Genomic DNA, 16213 nt, shown 5'->3' on the forward strand with positions numbered 1-16213 from the left:
GGGGGTATGACCGGGTCGCCGGCCCGGCTGAGTGGAGGTAGAGCGAATGGCTGCGGTGGATGGCGTCGATGTCGCCGGGTTCTGGGAGAACGGGTGGACGATCGTCCGTGGGGTGTACTCGAAAGACGATGTGAACAGGCTGCGGGAGGCGGCGCACTGGTCGCGCAAGCACTTCGGCGGCGACCTGCTGGCGAACCCGAGACTGCGCGAGGTGCTGACCGACGGGAACTTCGTCCGGATCGCCCGGCAGCTCCTCGACGACGACAAGATCGTGTACGCCGGCGACAGCGCCTTCACGGTGAACGGCGTCCAGCGCGGGTTCCACAAGGACAACGCCGACCGGGTCGACCCGAACGCTCCCGACTGGAACGGGCGCTACACGATCCTGCGGTTCGGGGTCTACCTGCAGGATCACTACCGGCACACCGGAGGCCTCAACCTGCGGCATCAGTCGCACAACACGCCGGACCTGAACGTGGGCGAGAACAAGTACGTCCGGACGCGCGTCGGCGATGTCGCCGTGTGGAGTCTGCGGACCACGCACAGCGGGAACGGCACCTTGCTCAGGTTCCCGAAGTCGAAGGCGCCGCTGCCGCACGAGCACAGCAAATACCCGAAGTGGCGGATCGCGAGCAAGGACGGCGACCGGATCGCGCTCTTCGCGGCGCTCGGCCTGGACGACGCCCACATGAGCCGGTACGTCGACTACCTCAAGACCCGCAAGTACATGTGCGACATCTGGAGCAAGACCCAGTACGACCAGGCAGCCCTGTCCGCGGCGGAACAGGCCGGCCTGATCGTCCGCAACGTTCCCACCGAGATCGCCGACGACCCGGCCGTCGGCAAGAACGTCGACTACGTGGCGCTGCCCTACTGATTGTCGAGGTTCGCCGTACGGGTACGACCTTCGAGGTGACAGCGTCATCGACTACAGGAGGAACCATGGCGGACGCGGTAGTGCACTTCGAGATCATCGGCGAGGACCCAGGGCGGCTGCGGGAGTACTACGGTTCGCTGTTCGGCTGGCAGTTCGCGGTCGGTGACACCGTTGCCGGATTCGTCTCGGAGGCCGGCAACTACGGCTTCGTCGACGGCAGTACGACGGGCGACGGCGCCGGCCTCAACGGCGGCGTCGGCGGCGGTGCCGGGTTCGCGCCGAAGGCACTCTTCTACGTCGGGGTCGACGACGTGGAAGCCGCGCTGCGCCAAGCCGAAGAGCTCGGCGGAACTCGGCTCTTCGGCCCCGAAGGCAAGCCCGGCTCCTTGGTCGTCGGCCAGTTCACCGACCCCGAAGGCAACCTGATCGGCGTCGCCGGTCCGGTGTGAGTGGTAGCAGCGGGGGTGGAGAGGTCGGAGGGAAGCCTCTCCATCCGCCGGCTATCCGAAGCCGCGGACCCGGAACTGCATCACGCGGTACGGCCAGCCCGCGTCGGTGTTCCACTGGCTGACGGACAGATGCAGGTCGCTGAGCGTCGAGCCGGGGATGACGTAACCGCCGTACAGCTGGGCCACGTGATTGCCGTTCTCCTGTCCCCAGGCGCCGCCGTAGATCAGGGTCTGCCGGTACGCCGTGTAGAGGTTCGACGTCGGCGTGTCCATGATCATCCCGTCGATCCGGTAGTCGCCGGCGTTGAACCAGGTCAGCACCCACTTCCCGCCGAGCGGCCGCAGGCTCATCTCACCGAAGCTCCCGGACAGGATCGGCGTCGCCGGGTTGCCCCAGTTCCAGGCACCGTCGCGGTATCCCCACGGCTCGTACGCCGCCGGGTTGGCCACCTGGTCGCTGCGGACCCGCTTGAGGATGATCGGCTTGTCCCGCTGGAACCCGGTCGAGTAGACGTACACGTACCCGTCGTTCCCGAGGCCCCAGGTGAGCAACTGGAACAGGCCGCCGTCGAGATCGCCCGGGAACTTCGCGCCGGTGTGGTACCAGCTCGCGCCGGAGTTGTCGGATCGCCAGATCTCCGTCCACACGACGTTGCCCAGCCCCTTGTTCACCATGGCGTGCAGATACATCGATCCGCCGATGGTGATCACGTCCGACGGCAACACGGTGGAGAACGTCGGGTTGTCGTGCGGGTAGTCCCACAACTGCTGTGCCGCGGCTCCCCCGACCGCTCCCGACCAGGTCACGCCGGAGGCGAGGTCCGTCGTGGTCGACCACAACGCGACCGGCGACCGCCACCAGCCGCCACCGACCGTCGGGTTCTCGAAGGTGTCGCCGAACATGAACAGCAACCGCCCGTCCGGCGTCCGGGCCGGAATCCCCAGATCGGTCGCCTGCATCCGGAACCGGTCGGTCAACCCGGGCCCGGTCAGATCCTTGACCTTGGTCGTCGTCACCGCTTGTACGGCGCGCGTCGTCGCGCCGGCCAGCGTGGGCGCCGCGAACAACGCTCCAGCACCAGCCACGGCAGCCTTCAGGAAGGTGGAACGTCTGATCATCGGCTCGGACGGCATGGTGACTCCTCAGCAGCGGGGCGGAGCAGATCTGGGAAATCGATTGCCCATCGACCTTCCCGCAGCCACTGACCGAAGTCAAGGACTCATTTCGCCGATCCTGAAAAGGCTTGTCACTGCCCCGGCGCAGTGCCGAAACTGACTGCGTGCCCGGGTCGCCAGACGAAGGGAGCGGACGTGGCCAACAGGGATATGTGAGGTTGTCGACGCCCGCTACGGCGAAGGGAGGACCGATGGCCGGCAAGGAGCAGTGAGGTAATTATCTGCCGACTCCGTGAGACGAAGGGGGCGCCTGCATGGCTGGCAAGGACCAGTGAAACCGGTTGTCGCGGGCACCCGTCCCCAACCGCCCGCGACAATCCTCAGTCGGTCCCCGTGGCGATCGGGCGGGTGGGGTCGGTGATCCATTCCGACCAGGAGCCGACGTAGACCGGCGCTTCGATGCCGGCGATCTGCAGCGCGAGCGCCTCGTGCGCGGCGGTCACCCCGGACCCGCAGTACACGCCGACCTCGCTCGAGGCATCCACGTCGAGGTCCGCGAAGCGCTTGCGTAGTTCGTCGGCGGAGAGGAAGTGGCCGTCTGCGGTGACGTTCGCGGTCGTCGGCGCGTTGACGGCACCCGGGATGTGACCGGCCACCTTGTCCATCGGCTCGACCTCGCCGGCGAAGCGCTCCGGTGCGCGGGCGTCGAGGAGCACTCCGGTCGATGCCAGCGCGGCGGCACCTTCGGCGTCCAGCATCGGGATGTGGCCGGGTGAAGCGACGAAGGTTCCGGCCGCGTCGGCGGGGACCGTCGTACTGACCTCTCCCCCGGCTGCCTGCCAGGCCGCGAAACCGCCGTCGAGGACGCGGACGTCGCGCACCCCGAAGTACCGGAAGATCCACCAGGCGCGGGCCGCGGCCATCGAGTTCGCGGCGTCGTAGACAACGACGGTTGTGTCCGGTCCGACGCCCGCCCGGCGTAGTGCGGCTTCGACGATGGTTGCCTCAGGCAACGGGTGGCGTCCGCCGGGGCCGGGTGGGCCGGCCAGCTCGGTGTCGAGGTCGACGAAATGGGCGCCGGGCAGGTGGCCCGCGTCGTACGCGTCCCGGCCGGGCGGCCCCATCAGGTTCCACGTCACGTCGATGACCACCGGGCGATCGGTACCCGAGTCGTTGGCCGAGCGCAACGATTCGGCAGTGATCAGCGGGTTCATACGGCGCCTCCGAACGGCAGGACCTCGGGTGACAGCGTGGCACGTGCACGGGCGGCGGTCAGGCGACGCCGGTGATGGCGACGGCACAGTACTTCGTACGCCGTCTCGACCACGTTGTCGGGATCTTCCATGTCGCCGACCACGAGCTGCTCGCCCTCGGTCACCATCTCGCCCGCGACCGTCCGGGCGTTGTGGGTGGCGCGTTCGCCGCACCAGCACAGGGCCTCGACCTGCAGCAGCTCCATCCGGTCGGCCAGCTCGACCAGCCGCGCGGATCCTGGGAACAGCATCGCGCGGAAGTCGGTGAGGATGCCGAAGCAGAACACGTCGATCTGCAACTCGTCCACGAGCCGGGCGAGCTGCTCGACCTGCTCGGGCTGATAGAACTGCGCCTCGTCACAGACCACGTAGTCGATCCGGCCGCCGTGGGTCAGCTCCCCGACGACGTATTGCCAGAAGTCGAAGTCCGGCCGGACCTCGATGGCGGCCGCCTCCAGCCCGAGCCGCGACGACAACCGCGACTCCCCGGCCCGGTCGTGGCTGGTGAAGATCCGGCCCAACCGCCCCCGCGCCTTGTGGTTGTGATCCATCTGCAAGGCGAGCGTCGACTTGCCGCAGTCCATCGTCCCGGTGAAATAGAGCAGGTCAGCCACAGGCCCCCATCCTGCCAAGTCCCTCAACCATCAGTGACTCCGGGGTGCGTCGGCTTTCGTTCTGAGCTGTCGCCGGGTTCTACTTGGTCGTGCGCAAAGGTGTGGTTGTCGGTCTGGTCTGGTGGCTTGCTCTCGTGGGGGGTGTGGTGCCGGCTCTCGCGGCGCCGGGGCGGGTCGAGGCGGGGTTGCGGGCGTACTTCGTGATCACGGCGCCGAAGCAGACCGCCAAGGTGGTCAGCGGGGTGAGCGCCAACGGCGGCACTGTCTACGCGGCGTACGACGGGATCGGCGTACTGGTCGTGCACTCGGCGAACGCGGAGTTCGCCGGCCGGATGCGCACGGTCGCCGGGGTCGAGAAGGTCGGCGCCACCCGTACGTCGGACCTGCCGCCGGCCGCCGCGAATCCGCAGCTCCCGCCCGCGCCGGTGGAGTCTCCCGACGCCTCACCCGAGGTCGCGCGGCCGGACATGACCCAGATCGGCGCGGACAAGGCCTGGGCGGTGAACCCCGGCTCGAAGAGCATCACCGTCGGCGTCCTCGACACCGGTGTCGACGACCAGCATCCCGACCTGAAGGCCAACTTCGACGCGAGCAGGTCGGCGTCCTGCGCCTACGGGAAGGTCGACACCCGGCCGGGCGCGTGGCGGCCGGTCGGTGAGCACGGCACCCACGTCGCGGGCACCATCGCCGCGGCCAAGGACGGCAAGGGCATGGTCGGGGTCGCGCCGGGCGTGAAGGTGTCGTCCATCCGCGTCGCCGAGGCGGGCAGCCAGCTGTTCTTCCCGGAGAACACCGTCTGCGCCTTCGTCTTCGCCGGCCAGAAGGGCGTCTCGGTCACCAACAACAGCTACTACGTCGACCCGTGGCTGTTCGCGTGCCCGTCGGATCCCGACCAGGCCGCGATCGCCGAGGCGGTCAAGCGCGCGGTCGCCTTCGCCGATTCGAAGGGGGTCGTCAACGTCGCCGCCGCCGGCAACGACAACTACAACCTGGCCGAGAAGGCCAGCGACGACTCCAGCCCCGACGATTCGACCCCCGGCCTGCGATCCGTCACCAACGACTGCCTGAGCCTGCCGACCGAGCTGCCCGGCGTCATCGTGGCAGCGGCCGTCGACGCGGAGAACCTGAAGGCGACCTTCTCCAACTACGGCCCGGACAAGATCACCGTCGCCGCCCCCGGTGTCGACGTCTACTCGACCGTCCCTGGTGGCGGCTACCAAACCCTGGACGGTACGTCGATGGCCTCGCCGCACGTCGCCGGTGTCCTCGCGCTGATCCGGAGCGCGAACCCCAAGCTCACCCCCGAGCAAGTGCGCGCCAAGCTGAGCGCCGAGGCCAACGACCTGCCCTGCCCCGCTTCGAACGGCGGCGAGTGCACCGGGTCGACGGCGGACAACTCGTACTACGGCGAAGGCCTCGTCGACGCGGCCGAGGCGGTCGGCGCCGCGAGCGCGGACACCCCGACAGCCGGCGTGACCATCACCAAGCCGGCCGAACAACTCGGCTTCGGTGGTATCCCCGCGATTCCGCTGCTGCTGAAGGGCATGAGCAGCAAGGGCGAGATCAGCTACACGGCGACCGGTCTGCCGCCGGGCCTGAGCATCGACAGCGAGCGCGGCTGGATCACCGGCGTACTGGCGCCGGGCTCCGGCCGGTACAAGGTGACCGTGACAGCGCGCGACGCCGACGCGAAGACCGCCCAGGCCGTCTTCTACTGGAACGTCTGGAGCTTCTAGCGCCCCTCGTCGACCAGCAGCGGGATCAGCATCTCGTCCTCGGTGAGCGAACCGTGCAGGCCGATCAGGCCGGCCTCGTTCGGATAGCGACGGCTGGCGACCAGCGCGACCGGTCCGAGCGACGCGACCACGACATCGCCGATGCGGGGCGCGACCCGATCCTCGACCGCCCCGAACCAGCCCCGGCCGACAGCGTCTTCGCGGCTCAGCACGAGCGCGTCGTCACCGAGCCGTTCGCGGTACGTCGACAAGACGTCGGCGGCGGCACCGTCGACGCAGTACAGGTGGCGGAATCGCGATTCGCCGCCGATCAGCTGGATGCCGTCGGTGAGTTCGGGCTCGGCGTCGAGATCGACCCGGTTCGCGGGGGCGACGTCGACCATGCCGTGGTCGGCGACGACCAGCAGTACGGCATCACGCGGAAGGGCAGCGCGCACTTGCGAGGCGAAGGCGTCTGCGGCGGCGAGCTCCTTGCGCCATTGCCATGACGCGCTGCCTTGCCCGTGACCGGTGTAGTCGAGTTGGGAGTCGTACACGTAGACCAGCGACGACTTTCCTTCCCGGCTGGCGAATCTGGTCGCGTCCAGCCGGTCCTCGACGGTGTCGGCGCCGCGGTGAGCGCTCCCCCGGAACGCGGCCGCCGTGAGGCCGGAGTTGTCGAAGCGTGCCTTGCTGACGTTGCGGGTGGCGACGCCGGCGGCCGCGACCCGTTCGAAAACTGTCTGATGTGGTTGCCAGCGGCGGGGATCGACCGGGGCATCCCACGACAGGGCGTTCAGCAGTGCGCCCGTCTCGGGCACGATCGAGGTGTAGCCGACGATGCCGTGGGCGCCCGGCGGCAGGCCGGTCCCGAAGCTGCTCAGGCTGACGCCGGTGGTAGACGGCACTCCCGCGGTCAAGCTGCGGCCTGCTAGCGAAGACAGGTAGGGAGCGACGTCGGCGTTGCGCCGGAGAAGGTTCCAGCCGAGGCCGTCGAGCAGCAGTACGGCGTACCGGGGTGCGGGTGGCAGGCCGAGCAGGTTCTGCTCGTTCGGGACCGACAGTGCGCCCGCTACCGAAGGGAGCACGTCCGCCAGGGATCCGCCGCCGTAGGCCGGCAGCACCGGGGTCGGGTCGGACACGGCCTACCTGCTGGTCGCGGACGACAGGGCCGCCGCGAAGTCGAGCACCTGCTGGATCCCGGCCGGGCCGTCGGCCGCGGCACTGATCCGCAGCGAGATGTCATCGGCGGCCACCGAACCGGTGTACCCGTGGTCGGCCTCGCAATTCGGGTCGGCGCAGACGGCCGGCTCGAGATCGATCCGGTTCACCATGCCCCAGCCGATCGTCAGCACGACCTCGCCGCCGGCCGAGCCCGGGTCCTTGCGGACGGAGGCATAGCCGGCTGGATTCGGCACCACGCGGTTGACCACCACCGCGTTCACCCGGTCGAGCGGGATCGCCTCGGTCGAGGTGGACGCGTACGGCGCCTGGATCAGGTCGTCCGCGGCGTGCTCGTCGGTGTGCCCGACGATCAGCCGGCTCGGCGTCAGCGCCAGGATGGTGATGTGCCGCCGGACCTCGTCGCGGTCGAACGTCGGCTCGTGTTGCAGCACGAACGCCCGGATCGGCTCGCCGGCGATCGCCACCGCGAGGGAGTCCGCCACGACATCTGGGTAGTAGCCGCACCGGTCGATCGCGTCGCGCAGTTCAGGCGAGGCGTCCGCGAGCTCCGGGACCGGCGCATTCAGGTCACGCATGGGCTCATCCTTGCACGACGGCGCCCTGGCCCCGGACCGCCCTGTGGACGAACCGGAGCCAGGGCCGGCCTTTCAGCCGACGCTGGCCTTCCGTAGTACGGGAGCGCCGGCGGCGCCGGCCACTGCTACCAGGACCACTCCGACGACGACCTGACCGACAAGCAGCAGCAACCCGGAGTTGCCTTGCGTGAGCGGATGGCCTCCGCTGAAGACGAGTCCGCAGAAGGCACCGAAGCCGACCACCGGCAGCCCGACTCCGACCACCGGTACGACGGCGGCAAGGCGAGCCGACCTCTCGATGACCTTCAGCGGTACGCCGGAGCGCCGCAGCGCCTTGGCCGGGCCGGCCTGGTCGAGCGCGGTCCCGACAGCACCGGCCGCCGTGGAGGCTGCTCCGGTGATGAAGACCAGTCCCAGCAGCAGCGCGACGCCGAGACGCATATCGAGCAGCATCCCCGCCTCGTGCTCGTCCTTCTCGGAATCCGTCAGCGGCACCACATCCGGCACCACGCTGTAGAGGACCGTGCGAACCTTCTCGCGATCCGCGGCGCCGGGTACGACGATGGTCACCGCCTGATCCTGCGAGGTCACCTGTCCCTTGATCCCCGCCGCGTCGAGCTTCGTGCGCGCATCCTTGACCACGGCAACTGTTCGACCCTGGTCCGGGTAGAGCTTGAACGCCGTGTCGGTCCCGTCGCCGGAGATGCCGTACGGCATGAACAACGCGAGGAAGCCGGTCACGAACCCGCTCAGCACCAGCGCGGCAACCGGCCGGAACGCTCCCTTCGGGTCGTCGACGAGTCGCCGGCCGGCCAGCAGTCCGACGGGGCCGTTCGCCGTACGAGCCAAGATCTTGCCGATCACCTGAACCGCCCAGGGGCCGACGATTCGTACGGCGAGCGCAGCCATTCCGACCCCGATCACGATCGGCAGCAGGGCTCCCCCGGTGCCGACGATGCCCAGCATCACGGGGCCGATCACCAGCAGGCCGAGGCGCAGCGCGCTGGTTGCCTTGCGCGTCTGCCCGCGAACGACGCCGAGCGGCGTGATGCTGACCCGGCCCAGACCGATGAGCGCGCTGATCACCGAGAGAAGCGGTACTGCGGCCAGTACGACAAGGACGACCCACCAGCTCGCGGTCAGATCGTGCAGGTACCACTGACCTCCGCCGATCGGGATCCGGGCGATCAGCGGACTCAGCACGGTGTACCCGATCAAACCGGCGACTGCACCGGCGAACCCGATCACGGCCTGCTCGACAGCACTCAGCCGGAGTACTTGGCTTCTGGTCGCGCCGGCCAGGCGAAGAGCCGCGAGCCTGCGTTCGCGGCGCTTGGCTGCCACCCCGGCGGCTTGGCCGACGAGGCTGAGCAGTGGAAAGAGGACGAGCGCGACGCCGAAGGCGACGAGTGCGAGCAGAATCGCGATCCGCTCCGGGAAGGCCGAGCCGTGCCAGCTCGCCAGGTACTTCGGGTGGTACTTCTCGCCCAAGCCCGGCAGGTCCGGGGTGGCTCCCCGGACGATCACCAGCTCGTCCTTGGAGGACAACCCGTCCGCCGAGATCACGCCGGTCGGCTTGGCGATACCGAACCGCTTGCTCAGATCGTTGCCGGCACCACCCGACCACAGCTTGGCGACAGCCTGCGAGACGAAGACCTCGCCCGGTTTCGGAGCATGCGGCAGACCCGGTGGAGGCGCGAGCCGGGCGTTGCGCTGCTCGTCGGTGACGGCGAGGTCGTACCGCAGTACGGGCTTGCCCGCGACCATGTCCTTCACCTCGTGGGTCACGCCGACCGCCGTCTTCGCGTCCGCGTCGTCCGTCGTGCGCCAGCCGATCCGGTCGGCCCTGTGGGTGAGGCCGAGCGTTCCGGCGATCAGGAAGGTGAGCAGCAGGGCGACCACCGCGGTCGCTCCCAGCGCCGCGAGATTCGCAGCGCGGCCGCCGGGACCCGGACGGCGCACGAAGCGCAGCCCGAGATCGGTCATCGGATTCATCGGTCGCTCACCCGGCCGTCGACGATCCGTACGACGCGGTGGCAGCGGGCGGCTACAGCGTCGTCGTGAGTGACGACGACCACCGCCGCGCCTCGATGGGTGGCCGCGCCGACCAGCAGATCGATCACCTGTGCTCCGGTCGCCGCGTCGAGGGCACCGGTCGGCTCGTCCGCGAACACAGCCTGCGGCTCGCCGACGAGCGCACGCGCGATGGCGACGCGTTGGGCCTGGCCGCCGGACAGTTCACCGGGCCTGCGGTTGACCTCGTTCGCCAGGCCTACTTGGGCCAGTACTGCGCGGGCTCGGCCGATCGCGTCCCGCCGGGAGACGCCGTCGACCATCAGGGGCAGCGCGACGTTCTCGTCCGCGGGGAGCTCGGCGAGCAACTGGTTGTCCTGGAAGACGAAGCCGAGGCGGCGACGTCGCAGTACGGTCCTGGCCGCGTCGTTCAGTTGGTCGACGCGGTCGCCGCCGAGCCAGACCTCGCCCTGGTCCGGGCTGAGGATGCCGGCCAGGACGTGCAGCAGGGTGGTCTTGCCGTTGCCGCTCGGCCCCATCACGGCGAGGGCTTCGCCGGCTCGGACCGCGACGTCGACACCGGCCAGGCCGACGACCTCGCCGTAGAACTTGACCAGGCCGCGACCGGCGAGGACGGTGCCCTCGCCGGGGACCTGCTGGACGGGCTGCTGGTACGTGGTGTGGGGACTCGGGTAGCTCATATCCGAAGGCTTTCGCGGATGGCGCTTCGGATCGTCGGCCCGCGGTCCGGTTCTCCTACCGTCTTTCAGTGGTCTTGCGGCGGGGCCGCGTAGTACTCAGGTCGTACGTCCTTCGCCGAACGCCGAGGGGTAGGCGTCGCGATAGCTGGGCAGTCGGCCGGCCGGTGTGTCCACCGACTCGGCAGCGAGTACGCCGTGGACGATGGCTCGCGCCAGCGCCTGGGCGCCGGCGGCGAAGACGGTCTCGAGCTGGATCAGCGCGGCCGGATCGGTGACGGACAGCCGGGGTATGCCGATGGTCGTCGAGACGGCGAAGATGGCGTCACCGTCGACGAGGGTGTGGATGGGATCGATGGCGCGGGCCAGTCCGTCGTGGGCGACCATGGCCATCCGTTTGGCGGCCGCCTTGTCGAGCGGGACGTCGGTGGCGATGACGGCGATCACCGTGTTCATGCCGGGCAGGGGGCCTGCCGGGCCTTCTGGGGGCGGCTCGGTCGGGGTCTGGAGCCGGCCGAACTCGTTGTCGACGGCGAAGCGTTCGCCGTACAGGCGGCCCTGGCTGTCGACGGTCGAGCCGACCGCGTTGACGACCACCAGCGCGCCGACGGTGGTCCCGTCGTCGAACCGGACGCTCGCCGATCCGACGCCGCCTTTGAGTCGGCCGGTGCGGGCTCCGGCGCCGGCACCGTAGTTGCCCTGCGCAACTACTTCGTCGGTGGCTGCCTCGATCGCCCGTCGCCCCCAGTCGGCCGTCGGCCTGGCTTGGAAGCCGCCGCCTCTGCCGAGATCGAAGAGCACCGCGGTGGGCACGATCGGTACGACGTCGTGCTCGCCGGCGCCGACTCGGACGCCTTGGCCTTGTTCTTCGAGCCAGCCCATCACGCCACCGGCCGCGTCGAGGCCGTACGCGCTGCCGCCGGTGAGGACGATGGCGTTCACGCCGGGGTTGGAGTTGACCGGATCGAGCAGGTCGGTCTCCCGGGTGCCCGGTGCTCCCCCGCGGACGTCGACACCGGCGATCGCCGTACCGGGGAAGTGGAGGACTGTCGTACCGGTCAGGTACGGCGCGTCGGTGCGCTCCACCTGACCGACCCGCACGCCGGGAACATCGGTGATCGCGTTGTGGGGACCAGGTTTTGGCATGGGTCCTGTCTAGCAGAAACCCGGTTGCGGGCGAGATTAGTTTGGAACGCATGGACGCTGATGTGCTCTGTGGGTTGCTGGCCGAACCGTCGAGGCTGCGGACGTACTCCGCGGTCGTCCTCGGCGCGCGCGGACCGGAGGAGATCGCGGGCTCGACCGGGCTGCCGCTGCCGGTTGTCCTGAAGTCGGTGCAGCGGTTGAGCAAGAACGGTCTGCTCAGCTCTGCCGCGGACGGCCTGGTTGCCGACGAGACGGCGTTCAAGGACGCTGTCCGGTCGAGCCGGCCGGAGCCCGAACCGCTCGACGCCGACCCCGCGCGCGACGCTGTACTGCGCGCCTTTCTCCGCGACGGTCGCCTGGTGATCATGCCGACCGTCTACAGCAAGACGCTGATCGTCCTCGAGTACCTCGTCCAGTCGTTCGAACCGGGTCGCACCTACGCCGAACCCGAGGTCAACGCGATCCTCAACACCTTCCACCCCGACCACGCCACCCTCCGCCGCCAACTCGTCGACGCCGGTCTCCTCACCCGCACCACCAACCACTACACCCGTCCGCACACCTCGTAGCTGGTCCAAGAGCACGTCAGGTCAAACGACGGGCTGGAGTGTCTTGTCGTGGCTTTTCGTTGGGCGCTATCCGAATGGAGGTGTCGAGGACGGTGGCGGAGTCGGCTGAGACGAGGACCGAGCGCAGGTCGAGGCGGACGACCTCTTCGAGTTCGAGGGTGAGCCGGGCGACGCGGTGCAGGAGGTTCTCGATCGCGGCGATGTCGACGGGGTCCGAGCCGCGGTAGCCGTACAGCAGCGGCGCGGCGCGCACCTCGCGGACCATCTCGGCCGCGTCGGCCGTCGTCAGCGGCGGCATCCGGTACGCGCGATCGCCGAGCAGATCCGTCGCCACCCCGGACAGCCCGAACGACACCACCGGACCGAACGACACGTCCTCCTGCGCCGAGATCACCACCGGCACCCCCGGCGGCGCCATCTTCTGGACGACGAACTGCGCGCGCCCCGGATCCGACGCGACCCCGAAGGTGCTCGTCATCTCCGCCCACGCCTTGCGCATGTCGTCCTCGTCGTGGATGTGCCGCCAGATGTCGGCGAGGTCGGGCCGCATCCGCCATTGATCAGCGGTCGCCTTCAAGATCACCTCGAAGCCGAGATCCGCGGCCCGCGCGACCGCCTCGTCCGCCGACAGCACCGGGAACGCCGGCAACACGCTGATGCCGTAGAAACTGAGCAGCCGCTGCCGATCCTCATCCCCCAGCTCGGCCCCGCTCGGATACCGCTGCAGGAACTCCGTCACGAACGCCTCGGCACCGGACGTGTCGATATCCGGCAGGTCCGGGATGCTGCTGTCGGCGCGACGCCGCCACTCGGCGTACTGCGTGACCTTCGCGAGCGCGCCGACGGCGTACTGGGGTGAGGAGTACGACGGGATCGAGCCGCGCGCGGCGCCGCCGTACTCGTCGGGGACGCGCAGTTGCTCGGGGACGCTGCGGGAGGCGAGGAAGGTGGAGACGACCGGCTTGTCGGAGCCGGCGGCGGCCGCTGCCAGGACCTGAGCGACTTCGGCTCCGTTCGACTGGACCGGCGGGGTGAAGATGACGACGACCGAGTGCACGCGGTCGTCGGCGAACACCTCGCTGAGCGCGGCGCCGAAGTCGGCGGCGGTCGCCTCGGCGCTGAGTGTGCGCGGCTCCCCCGCTACGTCGAGGCCGGTGCTGGCGACCGTGTCGAGAGCGAGCAGCGTCAGCGCGTCGGAGTTGCTCACGATCGCGACCCGGCGCCCCTTCGGCAGCGGCTGGTGGGCCATCAACTGGGCGACGTCGAACAACTCGCCGTTGGTGTCCACGCCGATCAGCCCGCTCTGCCGGAACAGCGAGTCGACGGTTGCTGGCGGCAACGAACTGCGGCGGACCGTGTGCCCGAGCGGGACGCCCTGGGTGGCCCGGCCGGACTTCAGCGCGATCACCGGCTTGCGCCCGGCCAGCCGGCGGGCGACCCGACTGAACTTGCGCGGGTTGCCGAGGGACTCCAGGTAGAGCAGGACGACCTCGGTCGCCTCGTCGGAGTACCAGTACTGCATCAGGTCGTTGCCGGAGACATCCGCCCGGTTGCCGGCGGAGACGAAGCTCGACAGGCCGAGGCCACGGCCCGTCATGTCCGCGAGGATCGAGACCCCCAATGCGCCCGACTGGCAGAAGAAGGCGACGCGGCCGCGGCTCGGCATCACCGGCGAAAGGGTCGCGTTCAAGCTGACGCCTGGCGCGGTGTTGATGACGCCGAGCGCGTTCGGCCCGATCACGCGCATCCCGTACGACCGGGCGAGGCCGACCAGTTGCCGCTGGCGCTTGCGGCCCTCGTCGCCGATCTCGGCGAAGCCGCTCGACACCACCACCAGCCCGCGAACGCCTTTGGCGGCACAGTCCAGCACCACATCGACCGCCATCTCGGCCCGGACGGCCACGACGGCGAGGTCGACCTTCTCGCTGACCTCCCGAATCGTCCGGTACGCCGGTACGCCCTCGATCTCGTCCTCGGTCGTCTCCGCGTTCACCGCATACAGCCGGCCCGGGAAGCCGCTGTCGCGCATGTTGCGCAGGAGCGCGTTGCCGATCGTGCCCTCACGCCGGCTCGCCCCGATCACCGCGACACTCGCCGGTGTCAGCAACCGGGCGATCGAGAGCGCCTCGGACCGCTGCTCGCGAGCCTGCATGACCCCGAACGACGTGTCGGTCGGCGCGATGTCGAACTCGACCACGATCACGCCGTCCTCGAACTCGCGGGCCACCTTGTAGCCGGCCTCGGTGAAAACCGTGATCATCTTGCGGTTGTCCGGCAGCACCTCGGCGACGAACCGGGCGATGCCGTGCTCGCGGGCCGCCTGGGCCAGATGCTCGAGCAACAGTTGCCCGAGGCCCCGGCCCTGGTGGGCGTCCTCGATCAGGAACGCGACCTCCGCGGTCCGCCGGCCGGTCCGCTCGTACCTGCCGACGCCGATCATCGCGTCGCCGACCGTGACGATCAGCGCGAGCCGATCGGAGTAGTCCACCTGGGTGAACCTGGCGACATCGCGATCGGACAGCTCCGGATACGGCGCGAAGAAGCGGTAGTACTTCGACTGCTCGGAGACCCGTGCGTAGAACGCGACGAGCAGGTCGGCGTCGTCGGGGGTGATGGGCCGCAGATGGGCGGTCGCCCCGTCCCGCAGTACCACGTCCGCCTCGTACTCCGCCGGATAGCCGGGCGGCAGGTCGACGGGGCGGCTCGGGCCATACTGGGCCGGTCGCTGCGGCTGCTGCTCCGGCGTCGTCACTCGGCCAGCGTACTCAAGCAACGGATTCGGAGGACGCAATTTCATGTGGTGGTTGAGTGCGCTCGGGGGCCTTGTCGCGGTCGCCACCGGGTTGCTGAGGCCCGGCGACGCACTGGACGTGATCGAGCGGATCGCCCCTGTGCTGGTCTTCCTGGTCGCTGTCACCGTGATCGCCGGGCTTGCCGACGCCGCCAAGGTGTTCGAGGTCGCTGCGCGCGAAGCGGCCCACCTCGGCCGGGGCAGGACCTGGCGACTCTGGCTGCTGGTGGTGATCTTGGCCACGGCGTTGACCGTGGTGCTCTCGCTCGACACCTGCGCCGTCCTGCTGACTCCGGTGGTCCTGGCGATGGCGCGGCAACTCGACATCCCGCCGAAGCTGTTCGCCTTCACCACCGTCTGGCTGGCCGGCACGGCGTCACTGCTCCTTCCGGTGTCGAATCTCACGAATCTGCTGGCCCTGCACCGCTTCGACCAGCTCGGGCTGGGACTTCGGGACTACCTCGGCCTGAGCTGGCGACCGGCGATCGCGGCCGTCGTCATCACCGTGGTCGTGCTCGCCTTGCTGTTCCACCGCGACCTGCGCCGCACGTATGTCGTACCGGAGACGCCCGGGCTCGACGACAAGGTCCTGTTCTGGGGGTCGGCCGGAGTCTGCATCGCGCTCGGACCGGCGTTCGTCACGGGGATCCAGGTCGCGATCCCGGCGAGCATCGGCGCGGTCGCTCTGGTCGTCCTGTTCGCCGTACGCCGACGTTCCGAGCTCACCTGGGCCCTCATCCCGTGGCAGTTGGTCATCACGGTGGTCGGGCTGTTCCTCGTCGTCGGCGCACTCACCGCGCACGGGCTGGAAGGCCTACTCGGGTCCATCGCGGGCACCCACGGCCAGGGCCTGGCGGCCGACCTGCGGCTGACCGGAACAGCGGCTTTCGGCGCGAATGCGGTCGACAACCTGCCGGCCTACCTCGCGATGGAACCGGTGGCCGCGGCGAACGGCCACCGGATGATGCTGCTGCTGATCGGGGTGAACTGCGGCTGCCTGCTCACCCTCTGGGGCTCGCTGGCCACCCTGCTCTGGCGGGATCGCTGCCTCGCCGCGGGCGTGCGGATCTCCTGGTGGTCGTTCCTCTGGCGTGGTCTCGTGCTGACCCCGATCGTCCTGATCGGGACGGTCCTGGCCCTCAACCTCGGCTGACTCCGAAGACGGACCGTCGGCCGAGGTCGAGGCAGCCCGCCGGCGGCGAGGCCAGCGGA

14 protein-coding genes are annotated in these 16213 nt (G+C 69.5%); 5 read left to right on the forward strand and 9 right to left on the reverse strand.

From position 1 onward, the window contains the following. The first annotated feature begins 46 nt into the window (after nt 1-46). Together EV138_RS33730 and EV138_RS33735 are read left to right on the forward strand one after the other, a co-directional pair. Nucleotides 47-877 carry a phytanoyl-CoA dioxygenase family protein gene (locus EV138_RS33730; protein ID WP_133984084.1) on the forward strand — a complete coding sequence of 277 codons (831 nt, stop codon included), beginning with the start codon at nt 47-49 and terminating at the stop codon, nt 875-877. Between the two features lie 65 nt (nt 878-942). Then, nucleotides 943-1326 carry a VOC family protein gene (locus EV138_RS33735; RefSeq protein ID WP_133984086.1) on the forward strand — a complete coding sequence of 128 codons (384 nt, stop codon included), beginning with the start codon at nt 943-945 and terminating at the stop codon, nt 1324-1326. A gap of 51 nt (nt 1327-1377) precedes the next feature. Here EV138_RS33735 and EV138_RS33740 read toward each other — a convergent pair whose 3' ends face one another. From EV138_RS33740 to EV138_RS33750, 3 genes are all read right to left on the reverse strand, one after another. Continuing rightward, nucleotides 1378-2460 carry a glycoside hydrolase family 183 protein gene (locus EV138_RS33740; RefSeq protein ID WP_133984088.1) on the reverse strand — a complete coding sequence of 361 codons (1083 nt, stop codon included), beginning with the start codon at nt 2458-2460 and terminating at the stop codon, nt 1378-1380. 362 nt (nt 2461-2822) lie between these two features. Continuing rightward, the gene (locus EV138_RS33745) at nt 2823-3656 is read right to left on the reverse strand and encodes a sulfurtransferase (RefSeq protein ID WP_133984090.1); all 834 of its coding nucleotides are present in this window, start codon (nt 3654-3656) and stop codon (nt 2823-2825) included. Continuing rightward, nucleotides 3653-4309, reverse strand: a complete 657-nt coding sequence (locus tag EV138_RS33750; protein WP_133984092.1) for a thymidine kinase — start codon at nt 4307-4309, stop codon at nt 3653-3655. The genes EV138_RS33745 and EV138_RS33750 overlap by 4 nt, the downstream gene beginning before the upstream one ends. A gap of 146 nt (nt 4310-4455) precedes the next feature. Between EV138_RS33750 and EV138_RS33755 the strand changes: the two genes are divergently transcribed. Beyond that, complete coding sequence (locus EV138_RS33755; RefSeq protein WP_238158549.1) at nt 4456-6045, forward strand: S8 family peptidase; 1590 nt, start codon at nt 4456-4458, stop codon at nt 6043-6045. Here EV138_RS33755 and EV138_RS33760 read toward each other — a convergent pair. From EV138_RS33760 to EV138_RS33780, 5 genes are all read right to left on the reverse strand, one after another. Beyond that, on the reverse strand, nt 6042-7166 hold the full coding sequence (locus tag EV138_RS33760; RefSeq protein ID WP_133984097.1) for an alkaline phosphatase family protein: 1125 nt from the start codon (nt 7164-7166) through the stop codon (nt 6042-6044). The genes EV138_RS33755 and EV138_RS33760 overlap by 4 nt on opposite strands. A 3-nt stretch (nt 7167-7169) precedes the next feature. Further along, on the reverse strand, nt 7170-7784 hold the full coding sequence (locus tag EV138_RS33765; protein ID WP_112247427.1) for a DUF5998 family protein: 615 nt from the start codon (nt 7782-7784) through the stop codon (nt 7170-7172). Between the two features lie 72 nt (nt 7785-7856). Then, nucleotides 7857-9779, reverse strand: a complete 1923-nt coding sequence (locus tag EV138_RS33770) for an FtsX-like permease family protein (protein WP_133984099.1) — start codon at nt 9777-9779, stop codon at nt 7857-7859. After that, entirely contained in the window at nt 9776-10498 is a 723-nt protein-coding gene (locus EV138_RS33775) for an ABC transporter ATP-binding protein (protein WP_202867038.1), read from the reverse strand. The genes EV138_RS33770 and EV138_RS33775 overlap by 4 nt, the downstream gene beginning before the upstream one ends. Before the next feature lie 96 nt (nt 10499-10594). Continuing rightward, complete coding sequence (locus tag EV138_RS33780; RefSeq protein WP_133984101.1) at nt 10595-11641, reverse strand: P1 family peptidase; 1047 nt, start codon at nt 11639-11641, stop codon at nt 10595-10597. A 50-nt stretch (nt 11642-11691) separates the two neighbouring features. Here EV138_RS33780 and EV138_RS33785 point away from each other — a divergent pair, with 50 nt between their 5' ends. Next, the gene (locus tag EV138_RS33785; protein WP_133984103.1) at nt 11692-12210 is read left to right on the forward strand and encodes a DUF2087 domain-containing protein; all 519 of its coding nucleotides are present in this window, start codon (nt 11692-11694) and stop codon (nt 12208-12210) included. A 16-nt stretch (nt 12211-12226) separates the two neighbouring features. On the opposite strand, the gene EV138_RS33790 is transcribed toward EV138_RS33785, so the two are convergent. Next, the gene (locus tag EV138_RS33790; RefSeq protein WP_133984105.1) at nt 12227-14962 is read right to left on the reverse strand and encodes a bifunctional acetate--CoA ligase family protein/GNAT family N-acetyltransferase; all 2736 of its coding nucleotides are present in this window, start codon (nt 14960-14962) and stop codon (nt 12227-12229) included. 43 nt (nt 14963-15005) lie between these two features. Here EV138_RS33790 and EV138_RS33795 point away from each other — a divergent pair, with 43 nt between their 5' ends. Further along, nucleotides 15006-16154: an ArsB/NhaD family transporter gene (locus EV138_RS33795; protein ID WP_133984107.1), complete on the forward strand. Its 1149-nt coding sequence runs from the start codon at nt 15006-15008 to the stop codon at nt 16152-16154. Nucleotides 16155-16213 lie beyond the last annotated feature (59 nt).

It is taken from the genome of Kribbella voronezhensis, from assembly GCF_004365175.1.
Classification (GTDB): domain Bacteria; phylum Actinomycetota; class Actinomycetes; order Propionibacteriales; family Kribbellaceae; genus Kribbella; species Kribbella voronezhensis.

Coding starts and splice junctions, on each gene's coding strand:
- EV138_RS33730 (WP_133984084.1), top strand. CDS start 47: ATGGCTGCGGTGGATGGCGTCGATGTCGCCGGGTTCTGGGAGAACGGG.
- EV138_RS33735 (WP_133984086.1), top strand. CDS start 943: ATGGCGGACGCGGTAGTGCACTTCGAGATCATCGGCGAGGACCCAGGG.
- EV138_RS33740 (WP_133984088.1), bottom strand. CDS start 2,460: ATGCCGTCCGAGCCGATGATCAGACGTTCCACCTTCCTGAAGGCTGCC.
- EV138_RS33745 (WP_133984090.1), bottom strand. CDS start 3,656: ATGAACCCGCTGATCACTGCCGAATCGTTGCGCTCGGCCAACGACTCG.
- EV138_RS33765 (WP_112247427.1), bottom strand. CDS start 7,784: ATGCGTGACCTGAATGCGCCGGTCCCGGAGCTCGCGGACGCCTCGCCT.
- EV138_RS33770 (WP_133984099.1), bottom strand. CDS start 9,779: ATGAATCCGATGACCGATCTCGGGCTGCGCTTCGTGCGCCGTCCGGGT.
- EV138_RS33775 (WP_202867038.1), bottom strand. CDS start 10,498: ATGAGCTACCCGAGTCCCCACACCACGTACCAGCAGCCCGTCCAGCAG.
- EV138_RS33780 (WP_133984101.1), bottom strand. CDS start 11,641: ATGCCAAAACCTGGTCCCCACAACGCGATCACCGATGTTCCCGGCGTG.
- EV138_RS33785 (WP_133984103.1), top strand. CDS start 11,692: ATGGACGCTGATGTGCTCTGTGGGTTGCTGGCCGAACCGTCGAGGCTG.
- EV138_RS33795 (WP_133984107.1), top strand. CDS start 15,006: ATGTGGTGGTTGAGTGCGCTCGGGGGCCTTGTCGCGGTCGCCACCGGG.